The sequence below is a fragment of the Dermacoccus abyssi genome (genome assembly GCF_003515945.1).
Classification (GTDB): Bacteria; Actinomycetota; Actinomycetes; order Actinomycetales; family Dermatophilaceae; genus Dermacoccus; species Dermacoccus abyssi.
In genome coordinates this window covers 50706-76738 of record NZ_QWLM01000003.1, presented here as the reverse complement: position 1 = coordinate 76738, position 26033 = coordinate 50706, and the positions used below count along the sequence as shown (strand labels likewise).

Genomic DNA, 26033 nt, shown 5'->3' with positions numbered 1-26033 from the left:
GGGGCCGGTCACCGCAGTTCAGCGGTGACCGGCCCCTCGCTATTGCTCTGGCGGTGTCGGTCTACGACTCGCCGCCGGCGTTGCCGGAGGTTCCGGCACGCACGTCGAGCAGCTGGTACTTCTCGGCGGCCTGCTTCGGCACGTCCTTGTCGACCTCACCGCGGTCGGCCAGCGACTGCAGTGCGCGCACGGCCATGGACGGACCGTCGATGTGGAAGAAGCGACGAGCCGCAGCGCGGGTGTCGGAGAAACCGAACCCGTCGGCGCCGAGGGAGTGGTACTCGCCCGGCACGTACTGACGGATCTGGTCGTGCACCTGACGCATCGAGTCGGACGTCGCGATGACCGGCCCGGGGGCGTCCTGCAGCTTCTGCGTGACGTACGGGACGCGACGCTCCTCGTCCGGGTGGAGGAAGTTGTGCTCGTCGGCCTCGAGACCGTCACGACGCAGCTCGTTCCACGACGTCACCGACCACACGTCGGCGACGACGCCCCAGTCGTCCTTGAGCAGCTCCTGGGCCTCGAGAGCCCACGGCACACCGACGCCCGAAGCGAGCAGCTGCGTGCGCGGAGCGTTTTCGCCGACACCGTCGAACGAGCCGTCCTTGAGCTTGTAGATGCCACGCAGGATGCCCTCGGCGTCCACGTTCTCCGGCTCGGCCGGCTGCACGAGCGGCTCGTTGTAGACCGTGAGGTAGTAGATGACGTTCTCGGCGTTCGGGCCGTACATCTTGTTGAGGCCGTCCTGGACGATGTGCGCGATCTCGTACCCGTAAGCCGGGTCGTAGGCGCGAATCGCCGGGTTGGACGCCGCGAGAAGCAGGCCGTGACCGTCCGCGTGCTGCAGACCCTCACCCGTCAGCGTCGTGCGACCGGCGGTGGCTCCGATGAGGAAGCCGCGAGCCATCTGGTCGGCAGCCGCCCAGATCGAGTCACCCGTGCGCTGGAAACCGAACATCGAGTAGAAGACGTAGACGGGCACCATCGGCACGTCGTTCGTCTCGTACGCCGAGCCGACGGCGGTGAACGCCGCCACCGAACCGGCCTCGTTGATGCCCAGGTGCAGCAGCTGACCCTGCGGCGACTCCTTGTACGCGAGCATGAGCTCGGCGTCGACGGAGCGGTAGTGCTGACCGTGCGGGTTGTAGATCTTCGCCGTCGGGAAGAACGCGTCCATGCCGAACGTGCGCGCCTCGTCGGGGATGATCGGCACGATGTGCTTGCCGAGCTCCTTGTCGCGCATGAGTTCCTTGAGGATGCGCACGAAGGCCATCGTCGTGGCCACTTCCTGCTTGCCCGAGCCCTTCTTCGCGATCTCGTAGGCCTCGTCGCCCGGCAGCGTCAGCTCACCGGAGCGGCCCTTGCGCGACGGCAGTCCGCCACCGAGCTTGGCGCGGCGTTCCATGAGGTACTGGATCGCCGGGTCGTCCTCACCCGGGTGGTAGTACGGCGGACGGTACGGGTCCTTCTCGAGCTCCTCGTCGCTGATCGGGATGTGCAGCGAGTCGCGGAACATCTTGAGGTCCTCGAGCGTCATCTTCTTCATCTGGTGCGTCGCGTTACGGCCCGCGAAGTGCGTGCCGAGCGAGTAGCCCTTGATGGTGTGCGCGAGGATGACGGTGGGCTGGCCGGTGTGCTCCGTGGCGGCCTTGTAGGCGGCGTACACCTTGCGGTAGTCGTGGCCACCGCGCTTGAGCTTCCACCACAGGTCGTCGTCCGACCAGCTCTCGACCATCTTGCGCGTGCGGGGGTCCTGACCGAAGAAGTGCTCACGCACGAACGCGCCGTCGTTGGCGCGGATGGTCTGGTAGTCGCCGTCACGCGTCTTGTTCATGATGTTGACGAGCGCGCCGTCGCGGTCCTGGGCCAGTAGCGGGTCCCACCCGCGGCCCCACAGCACCTTGATGACGTTCCAGCCCGCGCCGCGGAAGAACGCCTCGAGCTCCTGGACGATCTTGCCGTTACCGCGCACCGGACCGTCGAGGCGCTGCAGGTTGCAGTTGACGACGAACGTGAGGTTGTCGAGCTCCTCGTTGGCTGCCCACTGCAGGGCGCCGCGGCTCTCGACCTCGTCCATCTCGCCGTCACCGAGGAAGGCCCACACGTGCTGCTCGGACGTGTCCTTGAGGCCACGGTTGTGCAGGTACTTGTTGACCATGGCCTGGTAGATGGCGTTCATCGGGCCGATGCCCATGGACACCGTCGGGAACTCCCAGAACTCCGGCATGTTGCGCGGGTGTGGGTAGCTGGGCAGACCGGCGGGCTCACCGTCGATGAGGTGGCTCTTCTCCTGACGGAAGCCGTCGAGCTGCTCCTCGCTCAGGCGACCCTCGAGGTACGCGCGCGAATAGATGCCCGGGGAGGCGTGGCCCTGGATGAAGATCTGGTCGCCGCCGCCCGGGTGGTCCTTGCCGCGGAAGAAGTGGTTGAAGCCGACTTCGTAGAGCGTCGCGGCCGAGGCGTACGTGGAGATGTGGCCGCCGACGCCGATGTCGGGGCGCTGCGCGCGGTGCACCATGACCGCAGCGTTCCAGCGGATCCAGGCGCGGTACTTGCGCTCCATGTCCTCGTCGCCGGGGAACCACGGCTCGGACTCGGGGCCGATCGTGTTGATGTAGTCCGTCGCGGTCAGCGACGGCACGCCGATCTGCTGGCCGCGGGCACGCTCAAGGAGCTTGAGCATGACGTAGCGGGCGCGGTTACGGCCCTGCTCGTCGATGACACCGTCGAGAGAGTCGAGCCATTCCTGGGTCTCCTCCGGATCGACGTCCGGCAACTGGCTCGGGATGCCATTGAGAATCGGGCCGGCTTCATCAAGGGACACGGTGCGTCCTTTCAGTGTCTTCGTCGGCGCTACCTGGCACGCGCCACTGCCCCCATCCTGCCCCCGAAAGGCGCGTCGTGTGAAACCGGGGAGGGCTACTGATCGGTACGAATTCCCATGCGAGTTGGGCGTGCGACAACTCCGGAAACGGCACACCACCTTGCAATGTGCGTCGCGACCTTGTGGACTAACCTGAAAGCACCTTCGGGCGAACTGCCCGAGGGAACATCGTCGAGGGGTACGCGCGCATGCGCCCCCGGAGCAAGAAAGAGGACGCACCACGTGAACCAGACCGCAGGGGCACATCCGGCGGCCAAGATCGGTTTTTCCGCTGACGACGTCGTCATGGAGATCGGCTGGGACGACGACGTCGAGGAATCGTGGCGAGATGCGATTGCCGAGATCGTCGGTTCGGAGCTCGAGGACGAGGACTACGACGGCAGCGTCGACTCCGTTCTGCTGTGGTTCCGCGACGGTGACGGCGACCTCACCGACGACATCGTCGACTCGCTCGCGACCCTCGAGGAGAAGGGCTTCGTCCTGCTCATCGTTCCCAAGGTCGGCAGCCCCGAGAACGTCGACGCCGCCGACATCCAGGAAGCGGCCACGACGGCCGGCCTCAAGGCCAGCTCGACGTTCAAGGTCGGCGAGGACTGGATCGGCACGAAGCTCGTGCAGGGCGGCACGGCCAAACAGCGCTGATCGCGCACCGACGAAAGGGACGAACCATGACGACAGTGACCGAGGGTTCCAAGGCTCCTGACTTCACGCTCAAGAACCAGTTCGGTGAGGACGTGACGCTGTCGCAGATCGTCACCGAGCGGCCCACGCTGATCGTGTTCTACCCCTTCGCCTTCTCGGGCATCTGCACGGGTGAGCTGTGCACCATCCGCGACACGATGCCGAGCTTCGACGACGCCTCCGTGCGCGTGGTCGGCATCAGCTGCGACCCGATGTTCACCCAGCGCGCGTGGGCGGAGGACCAGGGTTACGACTTCTCGCTGCTCTCGGACTTCTGGCCGCACGGCGAGGTAGCGAAGGCGTACGGCGTCTTCGACGAGAACGCCGGATTCGCCATTCGTGGAACGTTCCTCGTCGATGCCGACATGACGGTGCGCTGGTCGCTCGTCAACGGCCCCGGTGAGGCGCGTGACTTCACGGGCGCGCTCGAAGCGCTCTGACGAGCAGACCCGAGGGTGGGGCGGCACGCGACGGGTAAGCTTGCCGTCCGTGCCCGCAGCACCCAACGGGCTCGGGGCCTCTAGCTCAGCTGGTAGAGCAACGCGTTTACACCGCGTCGGTCGTCGGTTCGATCCCGGCGGGGCCCACATGAACAACTCCACCACGACGCTGGCTCAGGTCACGCGAATCCTCGACGGGTTCTATCCGCCGTCGACCGCTCAGTCGTGGGATGCCGTCGGCCTGGTCACGGGCGACCCGGCGCAGCCGATCGAGCGAGTGCTCTTCGCTGTCGACCCGGCCCTCGACGTCATCGACGAGGCTGTGAACGGCGGGTACGACCTGCTCGTCACGCACCATCCTCTGCTCATGCGCGGTGTGAAGTCCGTTGCCACGACGAGCGGCAAGGGCCGCGCTGTGACGGCTCTCGTCGTCGGCGATGTCGCGCTGTACGCCGCGCACACGAACGCCGACGTGGCGACGCCCGGCGTCAACGACGCGCTCGCCGTCGCGTGCGGCCTGAGAGGCGTAGAGCCGCTCGTCGAGACCGAGGGCCAGCCGCTCGGCCGGGTCGGCGACCTGGAGTCACCGATGACGCTGCGTGCCTTCTGCGAACGCCTCGCGTCAAAACTGCCGCCCGCTCCTGTGGGCCTGCGGGTTTCGGGTGACCCGGACGCCGAAGTCGCCCGCGTCGCCGTGCTCGGTGGCGCAGGTGACGGTGAGTTCGGCGCCGCCCGTGCGGCCGGAGCCGATGTCTACGTGACGGCGGACCTGCGTCACCACCCCGCCATCGAATCGCGCGAGGAGGACGCGGCCGAGAAGCCGCTCTTCCTCGTCGACGCCGGGCACTGGGCCAGTGAGTGGCTGTGGCTCGAGCACGCGAGTGAACGCATGCGTGACGCCGTTGCCGCCGAAGGCGCCGACCTCGAGGTGGCCGTCTCGCGCCGCCGCACCGACCCTTGGGACTTCTTGGTCTCGACAAGCGAAGGAGAACAGCAGTGAAGGCAGAACTTCAGCAGCAGTGGAAGCTGCTCGACCTGCAGAAGCTCGACACGCGTCTGGACCAGATCGACCACCGTCTGGCCAACCTGCCGCAGGCCAAGGAGCTCGCCGAGGCGAAGGCCACCGCTGACTCCGCGACGGAGGAGATGGTTCTCGCTCAGACCGCCGTGTCGGACGTCGAACGCGAGATCAGCCGCAGCGAGGCCGACGTCGAGCAGGTGCGTGAGCGTGCTGCGCGCAACCGAAAGCGTCTCGACGCGGGTCAGGGCACGGCGAAGGACCTTCAGGCTCTCCAGCACGAGCTCGACACCCTGGCCCGTCGCCAGAGCGTTCTCGAGGACACCGAACTCGAGATCATGGAGCGTGCCGAGGAACTGCGTGAGCGCCTCGACGGTTTCACCAAGGCCGCCGACGCCGCTGAGGTGAAGGTCAAGGAACTCAAGGACGCGATGGCCGCGGACTCGAAGGAGCTCGACGCGGAGCGGGCCCAGGTCGCGAGCAAACGCGCCGACATGGCACCCACGATCAACGCCGAACTGCTGACCGAGTACGACCGCATCCGGGCGCGTAGCGGTGTGGCCGCCGCCGCGCTGCACGGACGTCGCTGCATGGGCTGTGGCCTCGAGCTCAACGCGAGTGACCTCGCCCGGATCAAGGCGGCCTCGGCCGACACGGTCGTCAACTGTGACGAGTGTGGCCGCATTCTCGTGCGCACGGCCGAATCCGACGTCTGACGCACGTCGGAAGGGGCGCCCCCTCGACCCGACCCTGTCTCTGACCGACGCCTCGCGTCGCTGAACAACGCTGACCCCGAAGGGATCTTGCCATGACACGACGCCTCATTGTCGAAGCTGACGGAGGGTCGCGCGGTAATCCTGGTGTTGCCGGATACGGCGCGTTGGTTCGGGACGGCGAGACGCGGGAGGTGCTTGCCGAGCGGGCTGCGCCGCTCGGCAAGGAGTCGAACAACGTCGCCGAGTACACCGGCCTCATCGAGGGGCTTCGGGCCGTACGCGACCACGAACCGTCCGCGGCAGTGACGGTGCGCATGGACAGCAAGCTCGTCGTCGAGCAGATGTCGGGTCGCTGGAAGATCAAGCACGAAGACATGAAGCGTCTCGCCGCCGAAGCGCGCACCATCTCGTCCGAGATCGCCAGTGCCGGCGGGGCCGTCACCTACGAATGGATCCCGCGCGAGAAGAACAAGGCTGCCGACAAGCTGTCGAACGACGGCATGGACGGCGTGACCGTGCGTCGCGACGCGTGGCAGCCCGACGATTCGACGAGTGAGACCGACGATGAGGGCGCGCCTGGCGGAGCAACGAAGGACGAGGCCCCGGGCGGCACGAGCGAACCGGACACGACCGAGCGCGAAGCCGAGACCGTCGCCCCGGTGACGCCGAAACCCGACCTCGGCAAGCCGACCCGCATCGTTCTCGTGCGTCACGGCGTCACCGACTTCACGACGGGCGGAAAGCTCGACGGCCGTGGCGGCGCCGACCCCGCGCTCAACGCGGCCGGTCGCGACCAGGCGGAGCGCGTCGCGCGGGCCGTCGGCGCGCTCGTCTCAGACGCCGAGACCGTGAGCGTCGTGACGTCGTCGCTCGCGCGGGCCATCGAAACCGGAGCGCCGGTCGCGAAGGCGCTGGGCGTGCAGGCGCAGGTCGACGAGGATTGGGACGAGCAGGCCTTCGGCGAGTGGGACGGCCTGAGCTTCAAGGAGATCCACGCTCGGGACGCCGCCGGGCTGTCGAGTCTGCGCCATGACGCCACGTACAGCGCCCCCGGCGGTGAGACGCGCGCACAGCTCGACGCGCGGATCTCCGACGCGCTCGAGCGCGCCGTGGAGCGCGGGGGAGCGGTCGTCGTCGTGACGCACCGGATCGCCATCATGTCGGTGCTCTCGGCGGTGCTCGGGCTCGACATCGATGCGGCGTGGAGGCTCGCGGCAGCACCGGGCTCGCTCACCGGCATCGAGGTGTGGCGCGACGGGAACGCGCAGGTCGCGTTCACCAACGACACGCACCACCTGCGCTGAGCCCCCCCCGCCATCGTCCACCGGTTGGACATCGAAGCGGGCGAGATAGCGAAGCAGACACTTCTTCATAAGGTTGCGTTATGGAACAGCCGGGTCCGCCCGGCTTCCCCGACGCACCACGCGCAGTAAACCTGCCCGTGGGAAGGAGAGCATCCGGTGAGTGAGCCCACCCTTCGCCCTGACACCCTCGCTGTCCGAGCAGGCTTGGCCCGAAGCGGCTTCGAGGAGACGGCCGAGGCCATGTACCTCACCTCCGGCTTCGTCTACGACAGCGCCGAAGCCGCCGAGGCCGCTTTCGCCGGGGAGAGCGAGCGGTTCGTCTACAGCCGGTACGGCAACCCGACGACAGCGATGCTCGAACAGCGCCTCGCGGCCCTCGAAGGGGCTGAGGCGTGCTCCGCCACTGCATCGGGCATGTCGGCGGTGTTCACGGCCCTCGCCGCGCTGCTGGGCGCCGGCGACCGCGTCGTCGCCTCGCGGGGGCTCTTCGGCTCGTGCTTCGTCATCCTCGACGAGATCCTGCCGCGGTGGGGCGTCGAGACGGTCTTCGTCGACGGACCTGACCTCGAGCAGTGGCGCAAGGCGCTGGCCGAGCCGACCACCGCCGTGTTCTTCGAATCGCCGAGCAACCCGATGCAGGAGCTCGTCGACATGCGAGCGGTCTGCGACCTCGCGCACGGCGCCGGTGCGCAGGTCGTCGTCGACAACGTCTTCGGAACGCCCGTGTTCAGCAAGCCGCTCGCACACGGCGCCGACATCGTCGTCTACTCGGCCACCAAGCACATCGACGGCCAGGGCCGCGTGCTCGGCGGGGCGATCCTCGGGCCGAAGGAGTTCATTGACGGGCCCGTGCAGAATCTTGTGCGTCACACCGGGCCGACACTCTCGGCGTTCAACGCCTGGGTGCTGCTCAAGGGGCTCGAGACGATGCGTCTACGCGTCGAGGCGCAGGCCGCAGCGGCGTTGCGTCTGGCCGAACAGCTCGAAGCGCACCCCCGAGTGCGCACCGTGCTCTACCCCTTCCTCCCCTCACATCCCCAGCACGAGCTGGCGAAGCGGCAGATGGGTGGCGGCGGCACGGTCGTGACGTTCGAGATCGACGGCGGCAAGGCCGAGGCCTTCGCCCTGATGAACGCTCTCGAGATCGTCGACATCTCCAACAACCTCGGCGATTCCAAGTCGATGGCCACCCACCCCGCCACGACGACCCATCGCCGCATGGGCGAGGAGGCGCGCGCTGCCATCGGCATCACCGACGGCACGGTGCGCCTGTCGGTGGGCCTCGAGGACGCGGGCGACCTCGCCGCAGATCTCGAGCGAGCCCTCACGGTGGCGTTCGGTCCGAACTGACGCACGCTGTAGCTCAGCGGCTGACGAGCTCGAGCACTCCGGCTGCAGCGAGCGTCGTGACGAGCGTGGCCAGGCCGGTCAGCCGAAGGTGGGTTCCCCACCTGATCCGGACACCGGCACGGCGAAGACGGTCACGCCACAGGAGCGTGGCCACCGAACCCCACCAGGTGATACCACTCGCCACGTTGACGCCCACGAGGAGCGCGAGAACCCGATCCGTCTCACCGTGGGCGGCGGGCTCGAGCGCGAGGTAGGCCGGAAGGTTGTTCAGCCCGTTCGCGACGAGCGCTCCGGCGGCCGTGAGCGTCCACGCGGGAGCGTCGCCCAACGAACCCAGTGCGGGACGCAGGACCGCGGAACCGCGAACGAGCGCCACGGTGACGAACAGGGCCGATGTGATGGCGAGGCTGCGCCACGGGACCTCGATCTCGGCGAGGGTGCTTCGGCGCCTCATGGCGATGACGGCGACACACAAGAGCGCCGCGACGGATGCAGCCACGGCGGGTTCGACGAGAAGGATCGACACGCACATGCAAGCAACGAGCGTGCCGACTGCGGGAAGCACGCCGTCTTGGGCAGGCTGTGGGGGCGCCGATTCCGCAGGGGCCACCGCGGTGCCGCGCAGTGAGGACCGCCAGACGACGGCCGCCACGAGAAGGGGCACGAGCGTCGTCGTGAGCGCGACGGGCCACGCCTCCTCCAGGAACCCGAGCGCATTGGGGTGAGGCAGGACGTCCCGGGTGAGCAGGTTCGTCAGGTTCGACACGGGCAGCCAGAGCGAGGCCATGTTCGCGATCCAGAGCGTCGGAAAGGCAAACAATGCGACGGGGCGGTCGAGACGCCGCGCGACCACGACGGCGGCCGTCGTCATGAGAACCGCCGTCGTGTCGAGGCTGAGGAAGGCCGTCACGAGACCTGCCGTCGTCATGAACAGCACCCACACGAGGGCGATCCGCCCGCGGGCGAGGGCCACCACCTTCGTGCCGAGCAGGTCGAAGAGGCCAGCGATCGACGCGCACTCCGCCACGACCGTCAGGGCGGCGAGAAAGACGAGAACGCTCGGGACCCGAGCGAGCAGCTCCAGTGCGGCGTCGACGTCCACGCCGGTCAGGCCGTGGCTTCGCGCACGCTCACGTCGAGGATCCACGGCTTCGACGGTGACGTCGCTTCGTGGAGGTCGACGTCGAACGTCTCGGCCAGCTGGGCAGCGAGCGCCTTGGGGGTGCGTGGGTCGCGCGCATCCGTGACGAGGGCTCGGGTCACGAGTCCGCGGGTGTGCTTCGCCATGTGCGTGGCGCCGGGAACGCGGATGTGAACCCAGCGGCGCGCGAGCTCGCCACTCGGGTTCCACGAGGCGGCGTACGTCGAGGATCGACAGTCCACGACGACGCCCTTGCCTGCGGCCTCGCTCAGCGGCGCGTCGAGCACCGAGCGCCAGTGAGCGGCGAGGGCACCGAGCCGAGGAAGGTTGACCCCCATCGACAGGCGGTAGGGCGCGAGGCGGTCTCCGAGACGGACCGCGCCGTAGAGCGCCGAGGAGATGACGACGCGCCGCGTCGCCCGCGCCTTGTCGGCGCCTTCGAGGTCGGACAACCCGAGCGCGTCGTAGAGCACGCCGGTGTAGAGCTGCGCGGCGGGCAACGTCGGAGCATCGAAGAGTCGGGTGTTGCGGGCGATCTCGTCGGCAAGGTTGGGGGAGACCCCGAGCACCTCGGGCGCTTCATCGCGCGCGCTCACCTCGCTGACCGCTGCGGCGACCTGCTGTCGGGCTTCGGTCAGCTCGGGGAACGACAGCTTCGCGAGGTCGAGGCGCGCGCCACGCCTGCGCGTGGTCTTCGATTCCGACGGCGGCAGGAGGGCGATCACGCGGGCCAGCGTAGCCCGATCCTCGCTCGGCGCAGCAGTCGTTCCGGGCCGGACAACGCGCGTGGAGCGTGCCTCTCGTCGACGTGCGCTTGTAGGCTCGGGCCATGCCGAAGACCCGCATCCTCTGGCCGAGCCGTGACACCGGCGGCGACCTCGCTCGCTCCTTCGACGCCCTGCGCGCGGAGTACGAACTGAGCCTCGACTACCCCGAGGCCGCCGTCGCGGAGGCCCGCGAGGCGATGGCTGCGGTCCAAATGCCCGAACGCGACGAAACGGCCGTGCCGTTCTTCACGATCGACCCCGTCGGGTCGATGGACCTCGACCAGGCGATGCATCTCGAGGAGGCCGGTGATGGGTTCCGGGTGCGCTACGCCATCGCCGATGTGCCCCTGTACGTGCGTCCCGGCGGTAACCTCGATGCCGAGACCCGCCGTCGCGGCCAGACGATCTACATGCCCGACGTGCGCATCCCGCTGCACCCGAGCCAGTTGAGCGAGGGCGCCGCGAGCCTTCTGCCCGACCAGGTGTGCTCGGCGTTCGTGTGGGACATGACGCTCGACGCCCGCGGTGAAGTCACCGACGCGACGCTCTACCGCGCGCAGGTGCGCAGCGTCGAACGTCTCGACTACCGCGGCGTTCAGGGCGCGGTCGACTCCGGCAGCGACGACCCGCGTCTCGCCCTGCTCAAGCGCATCGGAGAGCTGCGCGCCACGCTCGAACTCGAGCGCGGCGGAGCCTCGCTGCCGATGCCGGATCAGGAAGTCAGCGAGCCCGAGCCCGGCCGGTACGAGGTGCACTTCCGTCCGCCCGTGCCCAGCGAGGACTGGAACGCGCAGATCTCACTCATGACCGGCATGGTGGCGGCACGCATGATGCTCGACGGCGGCGTCGGCATCCTGCGCACCATGCCGAGGCCCGATCCTCGCGACGTCGAACGCTTCCGCCTCCAGGCCAAGGGCCTCGGGCTCGTGTGGGCGAAGGACGAGACCTACGGCGCATTCCTGCGCCGTCTCGACCGGGACGACCCGCGTCACCTCGCACTCATCCACGAGGCGGTCACGTTGTTCCGCGGGGCGGCCTACACGCCGTTCGACGGCACGACCCCCGAGATCACCGAGCAGGCCGCCGTCGCCGCGCCGTACGCCCACGTGACGGCGCCGCTTCGTCGCCTCGTCGACCGATTCGGGCTCGTCATCTGTGAGGCGCTCGCAAACGGACGAGAGGTGCCCGCCTGGGCCCGCGAGGCACTGCCCGACCTGCCCGAGATCATGCGTTCGAGCGACCAGGTCGCCGGAAAGATCGACCGCGCCTGCGTCGACCGCGTGGAGGCAGCTGCCCTGTCGTCCTCCGTCGGCGAGACATTCGGCGCGCTCGTTGTCGAGGGCCCCGACAAGGAGGGCAAGGGTGGCGGACGTGTGACGGTCCAACTCGTCGACCACGCTGTCGTCGCACCAGCCCGTGCCGCCGAGGGCGCTACCGCGCCGCCCGCAGGGGAGACCTGCACGGTGCGCCTCACGGACGCCGACATCATGGGCGGCAAGCTCACGTTCGAGGTGGTCGAGGCCGCCTCCTGACCGGCGGTAGAGTTGCCCCTTGGATGAGTCGGCCGGGCGGTCGCGTCGAAGATTCGTCTTCGCCGAGGAAAGTCCGGGCTCCGAAGGGCAGGGTGGTGGCTAACGGCCACCCGGGGTGACCCGCGGGACAGTGCCACAGAAAACAGACCGCCGCGCTTCGTGCGCGGTAAGGGTGAAACGGTGGTGTAAGAGACCACCAGCGCTCCAGGTGACTGGAGCGGCTCGGTAAACCCCACCCGGAGCAAGATCGAACAGTGCGCGTCGAAGCTGCCCGCTGAGCGCACGGGTAGATTGCTCGAGCCACGCAGCAATGCGCGGCCTAGATGGATGATCGCCGAAGCGACACCGGTGACGGTGCGCGGAACACAACCCGGCTTACAGGCCGGCTCATCCCACCATCTCCCCGCAGCGCACTGTCGAACTGTCGGTGACTTCCTTGCAGTACCGCCGGGTCGGCGCGCATGCGGCGCACTTCGTGGGTGGAGAGACGGACGCAGGGCGTGTTGGCCGGCCAGGTGGCGAGCTGGCTGGGCGACGCCTTCCAGGTGGTCGCGTTGCCGGTAGCCATCGTTCTCGCCCACGGAAGTGCGGGCCAGATGGCCGCCGCCATCACGGCCACCACCGTCGCACGCTTGGTGTTCACGCTCTTCGGTGGAGTGTGGGCCGACCGGGTGCAGCCGCGGCTCATCATGGCTCTCACCGACGTCGTGAGGGCCATCTCGGCGGCGGTGCTCGCCGCGGCCTTTGCTTTCGGCGCCTGGTCGACGCCGCTCGTCATCGTGTGCGCCTTCGTCAGTGCAGCGGCGGGCGCCTTCTTCGGGCCAGCCTTCATGACGTGGCGACGAGCCGTCATTCCCGCCGATCAGCGTCAACGCACGAACGGCACGCTGACCAGCCTGCGTCAGCTCATGCTCATGCTCGGACCCGTGACAGGCGGCGCGGCCGTGGGATTCGCCGGGCCGGCGTTCGGGTTCACCCTCAACGCTGTGACGTTCGTGGTCTCCCTCGCCGCGGTGCTGGCCTGGGCGCGCCCGGTCGACATCGTGCGGACGGAAGGATCCGAGGCGTTCACAGCGCAGCTCGTGGCGGGCTGGCGCGCCGTGCGCTCGCGCTCGTGGCTGCTCTGGGGCCTGTTGGCCGCGGGTTTCTACCACATCGGCAACGGCGCGGTGCTCGTGCTCGCCCCGCTGCTCGTCGCGTCGGAACTCGGGGGCGCACACGCCGTCGGCATCGTCGCTGCTGCCGAGGGGCTCGGCGGTTTTCTCGGCGCTGCGCTCGGGGCGCGCATTCATCTCAAACGTCCGCTGTTCACCGGCTGGGCACCGCTCATCCTCATGCCGCTGTGGGCGTTCAGTTTCGCGGTGTTCCACTCGGTATGGCCTATCGCGGTACTCGCTGCCATCGGCTACGCGGGACTGCTGTTCTACGACGTGCACTGGGAAACGGCGATCCAGCATGCCGTGCCGGGTGAGCTCCAAGGCCGCGTGCACTCGTGGGACATCCTCATGTCCTTCGTCGCGCTGCCGCTCGGCTCGATGCTGGCGGCGCCCCTGGCGGCAGCCTACGGAGCCCGTCCGGTCATCGCCGTGGGAGCGTGCTTCCTGCTCGTCGCGTCCGTCGTACCTCTCTTCATCCGCAGCATGCGGACCTTCGAGGTGCCGAGCAGCGCGGAGAGCAAGGCTCCTGCCGGGTGAGAACCGGGTCAGACAGCGTCAGTAGGTTTCGCTCGGCGAGTCGAACAACAGCTGCCCCCGCCCGAATCGTCTCGGGTGGGGGCAGCACAGCGTCAGGGCCAGGTCACCAGCTCGTGTGACGCGGGCGCCCCTCGTCGTAGCCGGACGCGCTCTGAACACCGATGCGAGCCTTCGCGCGGAACTCCTCGATGTTCTTGGCGCCCGCGTACGTGAACGAACTGCGCACGCCCGCGATGATCGAGTCGAGAAGATCCTCGACTCCGGGTCGCTGATCGTCGAGGTACATACGCGAGCTCGAGATGCCCTCCTCGAACAGGGCCGAACGAGCACGGTCGAACGCACCCTGGGCGGACGTGCGGTTGCGCACCGCACGGGCCGAGGCCATGCCGAACGACTCCTTGTAGAGGCGCCCGTCGGCGTCCCGGTTGAGGTCGCCGGGAGACTCCCAAGTGCCGGCGAACCAGGAACCGATCATGACGGACGCGCGCCGGCGGCCAGCGCGAGCGCGACGTCACGCGGGTACTTCACGCCACCGTCGGCCCACACGTGAGCGCCGAGTTCACGGGCTGCTGCGGCGCACTCGAGCACCGCGGAGAACTGGGGACGGCCCACGCCGGTCATCATGCGCGTCGTGCACATGGCGCCCGGCCCGACGCCCACCTTGATGATGTCGGCGCCTGCCTCGACGAGGTCACGCGCGCCGTCAGCCGTCACGACGTTGCCCGCCGCGATCGGTACGCGACGCCCGTTCGCGGCCTCGAACTCGTCACGCACGCGACGCACCGTGCCGAGCGCCTCGATCATCTTCTCCTGGTGACCGTGCGCGGTGTCCACGACGAGCACGTCGGCGTGGGACTCCAGCATCGTGCGGGCCTTCGTCTCGACGTCACCGTTGATGCCGATGGCCACACCGATGGCGAGGCGCCCCTGTGGGTCGAGAGCCGGGGAGTAGATCGTCGAACGCAGAATGCCCCTTTTGGTGAGCACACCGACGAGCGCGTCGTTCTCCACGACGACCGCGAGATCGCGGCGTTCGCGTTCGAGCAGATCGAATGTGTCCTGCAGGTCGCCGCCCGCCTCCACGACCGTGATGTCCTTCGACATGACGTCGGCGATGACGGAGAACCGGTCGACCTCGAGGCAGTGCTTCTCGCTCACGAGACCGAGCGGCGTGTTCTCGTCGTCGACGACGACAGCCATGCGGTGAGCACGCTTGCCGAGCAGGGCGAGGACGTCGGAGACCGGAGCGGTGGGGGCGATCGTCACCGGCGTCTCGTACACCGTGTGGCTCGCCTTGACGTCCCGGATCGTCTCCTGGACGGCTGCGATCGGAATGTCCTGCGGTAGGACGGCGATGCCGCCGCGGCGCGCGATCGTCTCCGCCATGCGTCGGCCGGAGATCGCGGTCATGTTGGCCACGACGAGCGGGATCGTGGTGCCCACGCCGTCGGGCGTCGTGAGGTCGACGTCGAGGCGGCTCGTCACGTGCGAGCGCGACGGCACCATGAAGACGTCGTTGTACGTGAGGTCGTACGGGGGCTGATCGGTGATGAAGTCCACGTCCGTCAGCCTATCCGCAGCCACCGACAACGCCCTGGAGACGTTGGGGTCCAGGCGAATCGGCATTCGCTTCGCGCGAAGGTCACGCCCTCCTTCCCACACGGAGGCGTGTGTGCCTACCGTGAGGGGCATGAAGCTCACGCACCACGGACATTCCTGCATCGAACTCTCCGTCGCCGACGCGACCGTTCTGTTCGACCCGGGCACGTTCAGCTCCTTCGACGACGTTGCGGGCCTCGACGCGATCGTCGTGACGCACCAACACCCGGATCACCTCGACCCCGACCGCCTTGACGCCCTTCGCGAGGCCAACCCCGACGCCGCGTGGTTCGCCGACCCACAGACCGCCGAGCATCTGCGCGACAAAGGCCTCGACGTCACGGCGACGAAGGCGGGGGAGACCTTCTCCGTCAAGGGCGCGCGCTTCGAAGGCGTTGGTGCGACGCACGCCGAGATCCACCCGTACATCGAGCGGATCAGCAATGTCGGCATCGTGGCGAGCGGCGACGGGGAGCCGCGCCTGTTCCACCCCGGCGACTCCCTCGAGGGGCGCCCCGAGAACGTCGACTATCTCTGTCTTCCCCTGGTGGCCCCGTGGTCCGCTGTGCGCGAGACGATCGCGTTCGTGCGAGCCGTCGAGCCGAAGCACGTCATTCCGATCCACGACAAGGTGGCGGCGGACCGAGCGCGCGGCATCTACCTCGGGCACGTACGCGACTACGGTCTCGACGGTGGCGTCGAGGTCATCGAGGTTCCCGAGGGAGAGAGCGCCGGGCTCTCCTGAACGGAGCGGCCGCCCGGCGAGGACGTTTCGAGCGGGTCGCCGTGAGCCGATAGCCTGACTCACATGACGCTCACGGTGACCCCCTGCCACGACCGCGACGAGTGGGACGATCTCGTCAATTCCTCCGGCGGGCACCCCCTGCAGCTGTGGGGATGGGGCGAGTTGAAGTCGCAGTACGAGTGGAGTGCCGACCGGGTCGTCGTTCGTGACGACGCACGGATCGTCGGCTCCGCGCAGGTGCTGCTTCGCACGCTGCCCCAGCCGTTCAAGTCACTCGCGTACGTCCCGCGTGGCCCGCAGGCCAAGGAGGGCGACCGTGGCCGCGTCGTCGAGGCACTCGCCGACTACGTCAAGCGCACCCACGGGCCGATCGGCATCACGATCGAACCCGATTGGGAGGCACCCTTCTCCCCGCTGGAGAAGGGCGTTTCGGACGAAGACCTCGCCGAGAGGATTGCGGCACCGTCCTCGGACTGGCTGGCCGATGTCGAAGCTGCGGGCTACAAGCGCAGCGAGAACACGGGGCTCATCCCGCGCACTCTCATCGTGGACGTGACGCGCGACGAGGACACCATCATGAAGGAGCTGTCGAGCTCCACCCGCCAGAACGTGCGCAAGTCGTTCAAGGCCGAGAACGTGCGCTTCGGCCTCGTCACCGAGCAGTCCGACCTCGACCAGGTGCTGGCCATCAACAAGGAGACCGCGAAGCGCGCCAACTTCGCCGTCCACTCCGACCTCTACCACGAGCAGATCCGCGATTTCATGGGGCCGGCTTCGCAGCTCATCGCAGCGTGGGAGGGCGACGAGGTCGTGGCTTTCGTTTGGCTCGTCGTCTCGGGCCGCACGGCGTTCGAGCTGTACGGCGGCGTGAATCCCCGTGGCATGAAGCTGCGGCTCAACTACGGCCTCAAGTTCTGGGCGATGAAGCACGTCAAGGAGCAGGGCGTCGAGCGCTACGACTTCAACGGACTGCTCAACGACGGAATCTCCGATTTCAAGCGCCAGTTCGCCAAGCACGAGGACATGCTCGTCGGAACGTACGACAAGGCGCTCTCCCCGCTGTTCCCTGTCTTCGCGACGGCTCTCCCGCTGGTCCGCACGACGCTCAAGCGCGGGCTGCCGGCGGCCAAGAAGACGGTCGCCGACCTGAAGAACGACCCCAAGGCCACCCTCGCCGGTGCCGCATCCGGCGCTCGGACCAAGGTCGACGAGGCCAGGGCCAAGCGCTCGTCGCAGAAGTGGAACTCGCTCGACTGACTCTCGGATCACGGTCGAAGCGGGCTCGGGCGCATGACGCGCTCGGGCCCGCTTCGTGCTCTCTCGGGACGCCGCTCGTCAGCGACGCTCAGGCGTGCTGATGCAGTGTCGGTTGCCGTCCGCGTCCTCGACGACCCAGTAGGCGGGCGCTGCGGCGTCGCTCACGAGGCGTCCGCCGGCCCCGAGCGCGGCAGCTACACGGTGGCTCGGCCGCGTCGGCGGCGACTCACACGTCGATGTGCCAGCGCTGCTCGAGCTCGGGTTCCGGGAGCTGAGGTCCGCCCTCGTCGTCGTCCCGCCAGTGCTGATAACACTGGAAGCCCGGGGCGGCTTTCGCTATGCCTGGTTCTAGCACGCAATGGTGCGGCAAGCAGAGGGTTATCGGTAGCCGATAGAGCGGTGGTCTACCCCGTCAAGGGGAGACGCTGAGACTGCCGCGACGTCAGGACCCGCCACTGCGTCGATCGCGAAGGAACGTTCTGGGTCAGCCTGGCGGGAGGGTTGCTCGTCACGTGGCCCTTCCCCGAGCTACATCCAACGCTAGTGCCGGACACCTCAGCGTGAGTTCTCCCGGGTACAGAACCCTTCGTTTGGGCTACACAGTCGGAGCGTCGCTCGCACAGGTAGCGTCACGAGCATGACCGAACCCACAGCAGGCCGCCACCGAGTGAAGCGCCCTGGGTTTGGTTCCGCGCTTATGTGGTGACGAGAGCTCTCGTCTGGGATTGATCGTAAGCCGCCTCGACCTAGACCGGCGTTTGGTAGCCGAGTGCCTCGTGTAGGCGCTGATGGTTCCACCAGCTCACCCACTCCAGCGTCGCCAGTTCGATCGCTGATGTCGATGGCCACGTGGGGCGTGAGTAGATCAGTTCGGCCTTGTACAAGCCGTTGACCGTCTCAGCGAGGGCGTTGTCGTACGAGTCGCGCACTGTCCCAACGGAAGGCGCGACGCCGTGCTCGGCCAGTGTGTCGGTGTAGGCCAGGCTGACGTACTGCACGCCGCGGTCGCTGTGGTACGAGCCGCCCACCCTGACGCGCCGCCGGCGTCGTCGCGATGGCCTGCTGCAACGCGATCATCGGCAACGCCTGCGTCAACAGCGACGACGCAACTGACCAGCCGACGATCTTCCTCGTGCACGCGTCGGTGATGAACGCCGTGTACGCGAACCCACTCGTTGTCCGGACGTACGTGATGTCGGCGACCCACAGCATGTTCGGTGCCGACGCGTGGAAGTCACGCTCGACGAGGTCGGGGCGCCGATCGGGCACCTTCGATCCAACGGTCGTGAATGGGCGGCGCCCGCGGCGACGTCGGCGGTGGGGTTGGCGACGCTGGAGTGGGTGAGCTGGAGGAACCACCAGCGCCTGCACAAGCACTCGGCTACCGCACGCCCGTCGAGGCCGAAGAAGCCGTCGACCAACCCCAGACGAGAGGGTCTCGGTCGGCCGATCTCACTGCACGACGTGCGGCAGGACGAAGAGCATGAGCATCGACCACGTCAGGTGCGTGACGATCGGCCCCGCGAGCGAGCCCGACTGCTGACGCAGCACGGCGACGACGAAGCCGAGCATCGCCGCGGCGAGTGCGAGCAGCGGAATGCCGGTCAGGGCCGTGACGGCGGTGTAAGCGACGGTCGTCCACAGCACGCGCTTCCTCGGCGACAGCACGCGCCAGAGCCCGCCTCGGTAGAACACCTCCTCGGCGATGCCGTTGACGGCCGTCGTCAGTGCGACGATCGGCAGGCTGCCCTGGCGGGCATGGTCGAGCAGGTGCGAGACGGGGTCGCGCAGCGCCGGGATGAAGCGCACGAGAAACGCGCCGACGACGAACAACAGCGCCAACGCGATGCCGATGCCGAACGCCTCGAGCAGTTCGCGTCCGTCAGCGCGCCAGCGCAGCCTGGTCGCGCCGACCCGGCCGGCCGCGAAGATCCCCGCTCCGTAGATGACGGCGACGAGGAACGTCGCCGGGTAGAACAGGGCCTGCCCCGGCTCGAGATTGAGCGACCACGACAGTGCGACGGCGGCCGCGACGCCCGTCGCGCCGATGATGACCCGCGTCGCCCCGAGACGATGCTCGGGCACGGGATCGGCCCCGGCGTCACGTAGTTCGACGTCGCGTGCCCCTGCGAGCGCGGCGCCGAAGACGTGGCGAGGTGAGCGGTGCGATGTCGCCATCAGCGTCCCGGGTTGCGACGGGCGATGACCGCGCTGAGGACGGTGGCGAACCCCGTCCACGCCGCGTACGGCGCGAGCACGACGCCCTTCTCCGGCGAGGCCTTGTGCGCGCGGCGCACGAGGTCGGCCGAGCTGGCGGCGAGCGCCGCAGCCTCCAGCACCGCCGGACGCAGCTTCTTCGCGGCGAAGAACGTGCCGTTCCAGCCGACGTTGAGGGCCAGGTTCGCGGCGAGCGCCGCGATGTACGCCCGCTGTTCCTTGGTGCGGCCCGTCTCGGCGAGGTCGGCGATCGTCAGGCTCGAGATGAGCGCGAGGTCGGTGTAGAGCGCGCTCCACACGATCGGGAACGCGGCGGGCGGCGGCTGGATCGCAGGCTTGCGCAGCGTGCGGTACCACGCCGACTTCGGGTCGGTCAGCAGCGAGCCGGCGACGGCGGTCGCGGCGACGGCGGCGGACGTCAGCCCGAGCGTGCGTACCCAGCGCGAGGTGTCGAGGTCCTTCACGGCCGCGCGCACGGCATCCTCGAACGTCGTGTGACCGCCCGGAGGTGCGCCGACGAGGTCGTCGAGGTCGCGTTCATGGACGACGGTGTCGTGCTGCAGGCTGCCGATGAGCGGCGCCGCCAGGCTGCTGGAGACGGGCGTCACGAGGCCGATCCAGTGCCCGGCGAGTCCGGCCGTCGTCACCGGCGCGGTGCCCACGATGCGCGGCAGCCAGCGCTTCGTCGCCTTCGCGTAGCGCTTCATCATGTCGCCGTACGGCATGGGTTCGGGGCCGCCGATGTCGAAGGTGCGGCTGACGTCGGCGGGCAGGTCGGCGGCACCGACGAGATAGTGCACGGCGTCGGCGACGGCGATCGGCTGGATGCGGTTCTTGATCCACTTCGGCGCGATCGCGCCGGGCAGGCGCTCGCTGAGGTTGCGCAGCATGATGAACGACGACGACTCGTCACCGATGACGACGCCCGCCTGCAGCGCCGCCGTCGGAACGCCGGAGTCGATGAGCACGTGGCCCACCTCGACGCGCGAGCGCAGGTGGTCGGACAACTGCTCGACGTCCTCGTCGTCCGGGTGCAGGCCACCGAGGTAGACGATGCGCGAGACACCGGCGTCGCGGGCGGCGTCGGCGAACGTCGAGGCCATCTCCTTCTCCTCGGAGACGAAGTCGTCGGACGTGCTCATCGAGTGCAGCAGGTACCAGGCGACGTCGACGTCCTCCATGGCGCGCGCGACGTCGGAGGCCTCGGACGCGTCACCCTCGACGACCTCGACGTGCTCGCCCCACGGCAGCGCACGCACCTTCTTCTCGCTGCGGCTGAGCACGCGCACGCGCCATCCCCGCTCGACGAGTTCAGCGGCCACCTGGCCGCCGACGTATCCGGTGGCCCCGGTGACGAGGGCGAGGCGAGAGGTCATGAAGTCCATCCGTTTCATCGAGGAATGCGCGTGGATCACGTTGGAATTTCAGGATAGTCGTACCTGACGTCGGCGTCAGCGGCGCCGGTCACAGCGGGGTTGCTCAGCGCGTGCGTCAGCTGCGCCGCTCATGCGGGCGCACCTGAGCGCCGCGGTGCGTGGGGAACGGTTCGCCGTCATTCCAGCCTGCCGGCGCCCAGAGGGGGCTGGGCGGCTGCGGCCTACACTCCTCGACGTGTCCGAACCTCAGGGCGAGCCCTCGCACCCGCCGCTCCGAGCCGAGCGCCGCTCGGCTCGGCGCGAGCGTTCGGCGGCGGCATTGCTCGTCCTCGGGCTCGTGCTGTGCGTGGGCGCGTACGTCACGGCGGCGCATGCTCGGGGCGCGTCGTTCTCCTGGCGGCGCGCGATGATCAGCGACCTCGGACGCACGATCTGCCGCGACTGGCACGGATTCTGGGTCTGCTCGCCGCGCGCCGACCTCTTCAACGTCGCCGTCGGCGTCGCAGGAGCCTGCATCCTGACGGCGGGGGTTCTGACGCACGATCGCCTCGGACGACTGCTGACGGCGGCGCTCGTCTGCCTCGGCGTCGGACTCGTGTGGGTCGCGGTCTTTCCCGCAGACGGAGCCATCGGGGTGCACATGGTGGGCGGCGTGCTCGCGCTGCCGGCGCCGTCCGTCCTGTTGCTCGCACATGGGCTGGTGGGGGTGCGGTCGGCCGACTCACGAGGGGATCGCGATCGGTTCGTGAGCAGGCGCAAGCCCCGTCACACGCTGACGCGCGTGCTCGGGGCGCTGGGTGCCGTGTCGTCGCTCACGAGTCTCGACCACGTCATGCCCGCGCCGGCGCCCATCCCGCGCGGGGTGGCGGAGGGCATCTCGCTGCTGGCGCTCGCAGTTGCCCTCGTCGTCGTGGCGTTCGACATGCTGCGACACCCGCGCGACATCACCGCACCCTGACACACCCCGCCTCCCTCGATGTTGCCCGGGTGTCACGGCGCCCGCGCCCCGAGAAGTGGGCAACATCGCGGCCTTGGATGCGCGCCGCGCCACACGAGGAGTAGGGGAGTGCGCCTCAACCGCCGAGGCGGCGCAACGTCGGCCAGACGGCGCCCCATCCTCCTCGCGGGTCGGAACATCGCAGCATCGTCGTGCCGTCGAGGCCGAACGGGTCGTGCGGCGCGATGAGCCGCCCAGCGGGGTCGCAGCGCGTGAACGCCGCACGGATGCGGCGCTCGTCCCCGCCGACGGCGAGGACGTCACGCGTGCCCCCGTCGCTGCGTGGCGGCCCGAGGCTCCAGAGCGCGTTGTGCCACGAGGCGACGTCGGCACGCGGCACCCCGAGCGCAGGGCCGTACTGATGCGCAGCTCCGGCGAGGGCATACGAATCGGTGACGATGGCCGCACCCGTCGGACGGGCTGCCGCCATCTGAGCGGCGAGTGACGGCCAGTCGGTCTGGTCGCGCTGCATGGGGTCGAGGGCGGAAACGATGGAGAACGCCGGTGACGAAACGGGCACGATCGGTAGGCAGATGAGGGCTGCGACGACGGCGTTCGCCGTCAGGACGATGGGCGCGCGTCGCCACACGTGCTCCTCGTCCGCAGCCGCCCGCGCCCAGCCGACCGCGACAAGCGGCAAGAACACCGCGACCGCGTAGTAGGGCTGCGCAGGGGAGACGAGCGCGAATACAAGGACGATCGCGCCCATGACGGCGAGCACCGGCCCGGTGCGCTGTTGTGGTGGGTCCGGGGCGATGCGGCCGGCGTGACCGTCGTCGGTGGAGAAGGGATCGTTCGTGACGCCGCCGAACGCCTTGACGCGGGCGTCGTCAGCGGGACGGCTGCGCCAGCCGTCCGCCTCGACGTGCCGACCTCCGTCGTCGCCGCCGTCAGCTCCGGGGTGGGCGGCGCGACGACTTCCCGGGCGCCACCACAACCCCCGCCACGCGACCTGGACGAACGGCGGTCCGACGAACACGACGAGCAGCGGCACGACGAGCCACCGGTTGAGCGCGCCATGGCGGGCGACGAGGTCGGCCGAGACATCGAGCATCGGCACGCCGTGAACGATCTGCGCCCCCACCTGGAACCCGCCGACCGCGACGAGCAACGCGGCGCCGCACCAGGCGTCACGGGTGCGCAGCACCCACCGGGCGCACGCGGCGAGCGCGACGAAGACCGCCGCGACGAGCACGAGGACGAGCAGCTTGTTCCAGCACGCCACCCCAGCCGCCGCGCCGGCCCACGTCAGCGCATGGCGACACCCCGTCAGCGCAGCGACGACACCGAGCACGACGAGCTGCCACGCGAGCAGATCGAGGCTCGCCGTCAGCATGACGTGCCCCATGAGCAGCGGATAGACGGTGAACGCATGCGCCCACGCGGCGATGCGCTGCACCCTCACATCAGCGCCGAGAAGCCGCGGAAACAGCCCCGCGACGAGCGCGCCCGCCCCCGCCGCGAGCGAGGCCGGCAGCCGTTGCACCCACACCGCGTCACTCACCGACGCCGCTGCGTGCGCGAGCCAGACGGTGAGCGGCGGCTGATCGTCGTACCACCACGCGGGCGGCAACATGCGAAAGTACAGCTCGTCGCCGTGAAAACCGTGGCGCGAAGCCGTCGCGAGCAGCACGATCATGACGGCCAGCGCTGCCGGAGCACCGGGGCGCCACCACGGCTGCGCTTCGACGAACCGCGCCGACACACGCCACCTCGATGAACTCGACGCGGACGGCGTCACGTCATGCCCCGCCGACGAACTGTTCGATGGCGGCGACGGCCACGCCTGCGCCGTCCTCGGTCGCCACCTGACGTCCGAGATCCACTGCACGCTCGCGGATTCCAGCACTCATCGCCGCGCGCAGCCGACGCGTCAGCAACCCCGCCGTGAGCAGTCGGCGCGGCAGCGGCGCGGGTGCGAGGTCGAGCGTGTGGAGGAGGTGCGCCCAGTGGTACTGGTCGGCGAAGTGCGGGACGACGACGCTGGGCGCGCCCGCGGCGAGCGCGGTACCCGTCGTCCCCGACCCGCCGTGGTGGACGACGGCGCGCACCTGCGCGAACAGCGCGTGGTGCGGCTCGTCATCGATGCCGACGACGACGCCATCCGCCTCGCGCGGCGCACCGTCGAGCTGGACGAGCGCGCGCACGCCGAGTCGCCGGCACGCCTCGGTGACGACGTCGACGACGCGGCCCGGCGAGTTCTGGTGCATCGAGCCGAACCCGACGGCGATCCACGCCTCGCCGGTGGCGAGCAGCGCCTGGGTGCGCTCCGACAAGCCCTCGTGCGGCGCCTCGCGCCACCACCCCGTGACGACAGTGCGGGAGTCGTCCACCGGTTCGGCGAGCAGCGGGCTGTACGCGTGCAGCGAGCCAAGAGTCGCCGTCGTCAGGCCCGTGGGGTGGGCGGCGCGCAGGTCGAGTCGGCCGTCGGCCCATCCGCCGTCGACGCCCGCGAAGTACGGTTCGATGCGCCGCAGCGCTCCACGCGCGCGACGCCGCGCACCGGTGGGCAGCGTCCACGCGTACGGCAGCAGCGGCATCGGCCCGTCGAGCGTGTCGAACTCGGGCCACAGGTGCGCCCGGACGACGGGGACGTCGGCGCGCATCGCCTCGTCGACGGCGGCGATCGCGAAGCTGGAGGCGACGAGGACGTCGGCGCCCGCGATCGCCTCACGGGTGGCTGGCCCGAACGACTGCAGGAACTCGGCGAACACGTTGCGCGTGCGGTTGAGCGCGCGCAGATCACCACGCCGCAGTGCGGTGCCCGCCGGGCCGGCGAGGAGGGCACCCGGATCGCTCGCCACCGTCACGACACGCGGGCCGTCCGGCATGACGTGCGCGAGCGACGCGTGGGTGACGACGGTGACGTCGTGCCCGCGGGCGACGAGACGCGCGGCGAGCACCCCGAACGGGACGGCGTCGCCGCGGCTGCCGGCGGCGGCGATGACGACCCTCATGCAGCCCGCTCCGACGGGTGAACGCACGGGGTTTCGGTGCTCGCGTCGCGTTCGCGCGGGCGTCGGAATCGCATGGCACACCTTCGAATAGCCGGACGGGTGCGCTCATCGTAGTGCCGCCACGACGGCGTGAACGGGCCCGCAGAGTCGCCGCGCCACGGTCGTGAACGCCAACCCCCATGGTTCGATTCCGTAATTTTCCAGCGCCTCCGGGGCGCTCGCATCGGCGCGCCGGCGGCTATGCTCATGCTTCGGACGCGTGGGTAGCTCACCCTCACCTGCGACCGGCCGATGGCTGTTCATACCCCGCCACCCGTGGAGGCACTCGTGACAGACCCCGAGGCCCTCCTCACGCATGGCTACCGCCAGGCGCGCGACATCACCCGCACGCACGGCACGACGTACTACTGGGGGACGCTGTTCCTGCCGCCGCAGCAGCGCCGCGACGTCTACGGCCTGTACGCCCTGTGCCGCCTGGCCGACGACATCGTCGACGAGCCAGAGAAGGCCACCGGGCACGGCCTCGACGCATCGTTGCCGCCGGGTGAGCGTCTCGCGCAGTTCGAACAGCGCTTCCAGGCCGACCTCGCTGCGGGGTGCAGCGACGACCCGTTGTTCGCCGCCATCGTCGACACCGCCCGGCGTCTCGACCTCAATTCCGGTTGCTACGACCGCTTCTTCGGCGCCATGCAGCTCGATCTCGTCCGCACGTCGTGGGCGTCGTGGCCTCAGCTGCGCGACGAGTACATGGAGGGCTCGGCCGCCGTCATCGGCGAGATGATGCTGCCTGTGCTGCGCCCGCGCTCGCGGGAGGCCGCGTTCGCGCCGGCCCGCGCGCTGGGGTTCGCGTTCCAGCTGACGAACTTCCTGCGTGACGTCGGCGAAGACCTCGAACGCGGTCGCGTCTACCTGCCCGCCGATGAACTCGCCGCGCACGGCGCCGACCCGTGGCTGCGCCGCGTCACCCCGCAGTGGCGCGCGTTCATGGCCGAGCAGATCACCCGAAACCGCGCGCTGTTCCACGACGCCGAAGCCGGTCTGCCGCACCTGCCGGCCTCGTCGCGACGGTGCGTCGGCGCGGCGCTCGCGATGTACTCACGCATCCTGTGCCTCATCGAGGCGGCCGACTACGACGTGTTCAGCACGCGCCACCGCGTCTCCGCAGCACGCAAGAGCGCCATCGCGGGAGCCGTCGTCGTCACCGGACGGGCCCGAACTGCGGCGCCGGTCGCGCCCTCGTCATCGGCCGCGGCGGACCAGCCGGCCGTGACGTCGTCCGCGTCATGAGCGAGGTGCACCCGACGATGGAGACCGGCTCGACCCACCGCACCCCCTCGCCCACCGAAACTCGCCGAAGG

The 26033-nt window shown here is 69.3% G+C and carries 20 protein-coding genes, 1 tRNA gene, 1 other RNA gene and 2 pseudogenes; 14 read left to right on the top strand and 10 right to left on the bottom strand.

The annotated features are described in order from the left end of the window. Nucleotides 1-61: 61 nt before the first annotated feature. Nucleotides 62-2824: a pyruvate dehydrogenase (acetyl-transferring), homodimeric type gene (gene aceE / locus D1832_RS03370; protein ID WP_118912628.1), complete on the bottom strand. Its 2763-nt coding sequence runs from the start codon at nt 2822-2824 to the stop codon at nt 62-64. 282 nt (nt 2825-3106) lie between these two features. Between aceE and D1832_RS03365 the strand changes: the two genes are divergently transcribed. The 7 genes from D1832_RS03365 (at nt 3107) to D1832_RS03335 (ending at nt 8393) form a co-directional block, all read left to right on the top strand. Then, nucleotides 3107-3526 carry a DUF3052 domain-containing protein gene (locus D1832_RS03365; RefSeq protein ID WP_118912627.1) on the top strand — a complete coding sequence of 140 codons (420 nt, stop codon included), beginning with the start codon at nt 3107-3109 and terminating at the stop codon, nt 3524-3526. Between the two features lie 26 nt (nt 3527-3552). Next, nucleotides 3553-4005 (top strand): peroxiredoxin, encoded by a 453-nt coding sequence (locus D1832_RS03360; RefSeq protein ID WP_047312091.1) that lies wholly within the window; start codon nt 3553-3555, stop codon nt 4003-4005. 74 nt (nt 4006-4079) lie between these two features. Next, a tRNA-Val gene (locus D1832_RS03355) sits at nt 4080-4152 on the top strand. Between the two features lies 1 nt (nt 4153). After that, on the top strand, nt 4154-5005 hold the full coding sequence (locus tag D1832_RS03350) for a Nif3-like dinuclear metal center hexameric protein (RefSeq protein ID WP_118912626.1): 852 nt from the start codon (nt 4154-4156) through the stop codon (nt 5003-5005). Next, the gene (locus D1832_RS03345) at nt 5002-5739 is read left to right on the top strand and encodes a zinc ribbon domain-containing protein (RefSeq protein WP_047312092.1); all 738 of its coding nucleotides are present in this window, start codon (nt 5002-5004) and stop codon (nt 5737-5739) included. The genes D1832_RS03350 and D1832_RS03345 overlap by 4 nt, the downstream gene beginning before the upstream one ends. A 92-nt stretch (nt 5740-5831) precedes the next feature. Beyond that, entirely contained in the window at nt 5832-7043 is a 1212-nt protein-coding gene (locus tag D1832_RS03340; protein ID WP_118912625.1) for a bifunctional RNase H/acid phosphatase, read from the top strand. A gap of 156 nt (nt 7044-7199) precedes the next feature. Then, a complete protein-coding gene (locus tag D1832_RS03335) occupies nt 7200-8393 on the top strand; it encodes an O-succinylhomoserine sulfhydrylase (protein WP_118912624.1) in 1194 nt (397 codons plus the stop codon). A gap of 13 nt (nt 8394-8406) precedes the next feature. Here D1832_RS03335 and D1832_RS03330 read toward each other — a convergent pair whose 3' ends face one another. After that, nucleotides 8407-9540, bottom strand: a complete 1134-nt coding sequence (locus D1832_RS03330) for an ArsB/NhaD family transporter (protein ID WP_147362600.1) — start codon at nt 9538-9540, stop codon at nt 8407-8409. Next, nucleotides 9501-10259 (bottom strand): YaaA family protein, encoded by a 759-nt coding sequence (locus D1832_RS03325; RefSeq protein WP_118912622.1) that lies wholly within the window; start codon nt 10257-10259, stop codon nt 9501-9503. Before D1832_RS03325 ends, D1832_RS03330 begins: the two co-directional genes overlap by 40 nt. 104 nt (nt 10260-10363) lie before the next feature. Here D1832_RS03325 and D1832_RS03320 point away from each other — a divergent pair, with 104 nt between their 5' ends. From D1832_RS03320 to D1832_RS03310, 3 genes are all read left to right on the top strand, one after another. Beyond that, a complete protein-coding gene (locus D1832_RS03320) occupies nt 10364-11833 on the top strand; it encodes an RNB domain-containing ribonuclease (RefSeq protein ID WP_118912621.1) in 1470 nt (489 codons plus the stop codon). 24 nt (nt 11834-11857) lie between these two features. Further along, an RNA gene (gene rnpB / locus D1832_RS03315) (RNase P RNA component class A) lies at nt 11858-12227 on the top strand. A gap of 85 nt (nt 12228-12312) precedes the next feature. After that, complete coding sequence (locus tag D1832_RS03310; RefSeq protein WP_182434642.1) at nt 12313-13527, top strand: MFS transporter; 1215 nt, start codon at nt 12313-12315, stop codon at nt 13525-13527. Nucleotides 13528-13630: 103 nt separating this feature from the next. Here the strand turns inward: D1832_RS03310 and D1832_RS03305 are convergent. Continuing rightward, nucleotides 13631-15033: pseudogene (locus tag D1832_RS03305) on the bottom strand (GuaB1 family IMP dehydrogenase-related protein). A 184-nt stretch (nt 15034-15217) separates the two neighbouring features. On the opposite strand from D1832_RS03305, the gene D1832_RS03300 reads away from it, so the two are divergent. Together D1832_RS03300 and D1832_RS03295 are read left to right on the top strand one after the other, a co-directional pair. Continuing rightward, the gene (locus D1832_RS03300; RefSeq protein ID WP_118912619.1) at nt 15218-15871 is read left to right on the top strand and encodes an MBL fold metallo-hydrolase; all 654 of its coding nucleotides are present in this window, start codon (nt 15218-15220) and stop codon (nt 15869-15871) included. Between the two features lie 63 nt (nt 15872-15934). After that, complete coding sequence (locus D1832_RS03295; protein ID WP_182434641.1) at nt 15935-17128, top strand: lipid II:glycine glycyltransferase FemX; 1194 nt, start codon at nt 15935-15937, stop codon at nt 17126-17128. A gap of 78 nt (nt 17129-17206) precedes the next feature. Here the strand turns inward: D1832_RS03295 and D1832_RS16310 are convergent, their stop codons facing one another. The 4 genes and pseudogenes from D1832_RS16310 to D1832_RS03270 form a co-directional block, all read right to left on the bottom strand. After that, on the bottom strand, nt 17207-17293 hold the full coding sequence (locus D1832_RS16310) for a hypothetical protein (protein ID WP_476728660.1): 87 nt from the start codon (nt 17291-17293) through the stop codon (nt 17207-17209). Nucleotides 17294-17874: 581 nt separating this feature from the next. Continuing rightward, nucleotides 17875-18439: pseudogene (locus D1832_RS16175) on the bottom strand (IS3 family transposase); the annotation flags it as partial. 141 nt (nt 18440-18580) lie between these two features. Continuing rightward, on the bottom strand, nt 18581-19306 hold the full coding sequence (locus D1832_RS03275; RefSeq protein WP_118912616.1) for a CPBP family intramembrane glutamic endopeptidase: 726 nt from the start codon (nt 19304-19306) through the stop codon (nt 18581-18583). After that, a complete protein-coding gene (locus D1832_RS03270) occupies nt 19306-20721 on the bottom strand; it encodes a tryptophan-rich sensory protein (RefSeq protein ID WP_118912785.1) in 1416 nt (471 codons plus the stop codon). Before D1832_RS03270 ends, D1832_RS03275 begins: the two co-directional genes overlap by 1 nt. A 235-nt stretch (nt 20722-20956) precedes the next feature. Between D1832_RS03270 and D1832_RS03265 the strand changes: the two genes are divergently transcribed. After that, nucleotides 20957-21679 (top strand): DUF998 domain-containing protein, encoded by a 723-nt coding sequence (locus D1832_RS03265; RefSeq protein WP_147362599.1) that lies wholly within the window; start codon nt 20957-20959, stop codon nt 21677-21679. 115 nt (nt 21680-21794) lie between these two features. On the opposite strand, the gene D1832_RS03260 is transcribed toward D1832_RS03265, so the two are convergent. Then, on the bottom strand, nt 21795-23423 hold the full coding sequence (locus D1832_RS03260; protein WP_118912614.1) for a glycosyltransferase family 39 protein: 1629 nt from the start codon (nt 23421-23423) through the stop codon (nt 21795-21797). Between the two features lie 37 nt (nt 23424-23460). Next, nucleotides 23461-24675 carry a glycosyltransferase gene (locus D1832_RS03255; protein WP_118912613.1) on the bottom strand — a complete coding sequence of 405 codons (1215 nt, stop codon included), beginning with the start codon at nt 24673-24675 and terminating at the stop codon, nt 23461-23463. Between the two features lie 327 nt (nt 24676-25002). Between D1832_RS03255 and D1832_RS03250 the strand changes: the two genes are divergently transcribed. Then, on the top strand, nt 25003-25962 hold the full coding sequence (locus tag D1832_RS03250) for a phytoene/squalene synthase family protein (RefSeq protein WP_118912784.1): 960 nt from the start codon (nt 25003-25005) through the stop codon (nt 25960-25962). The last annotated feature ends 71 nt before the right edge of the window (nt 25963-26033 follow it).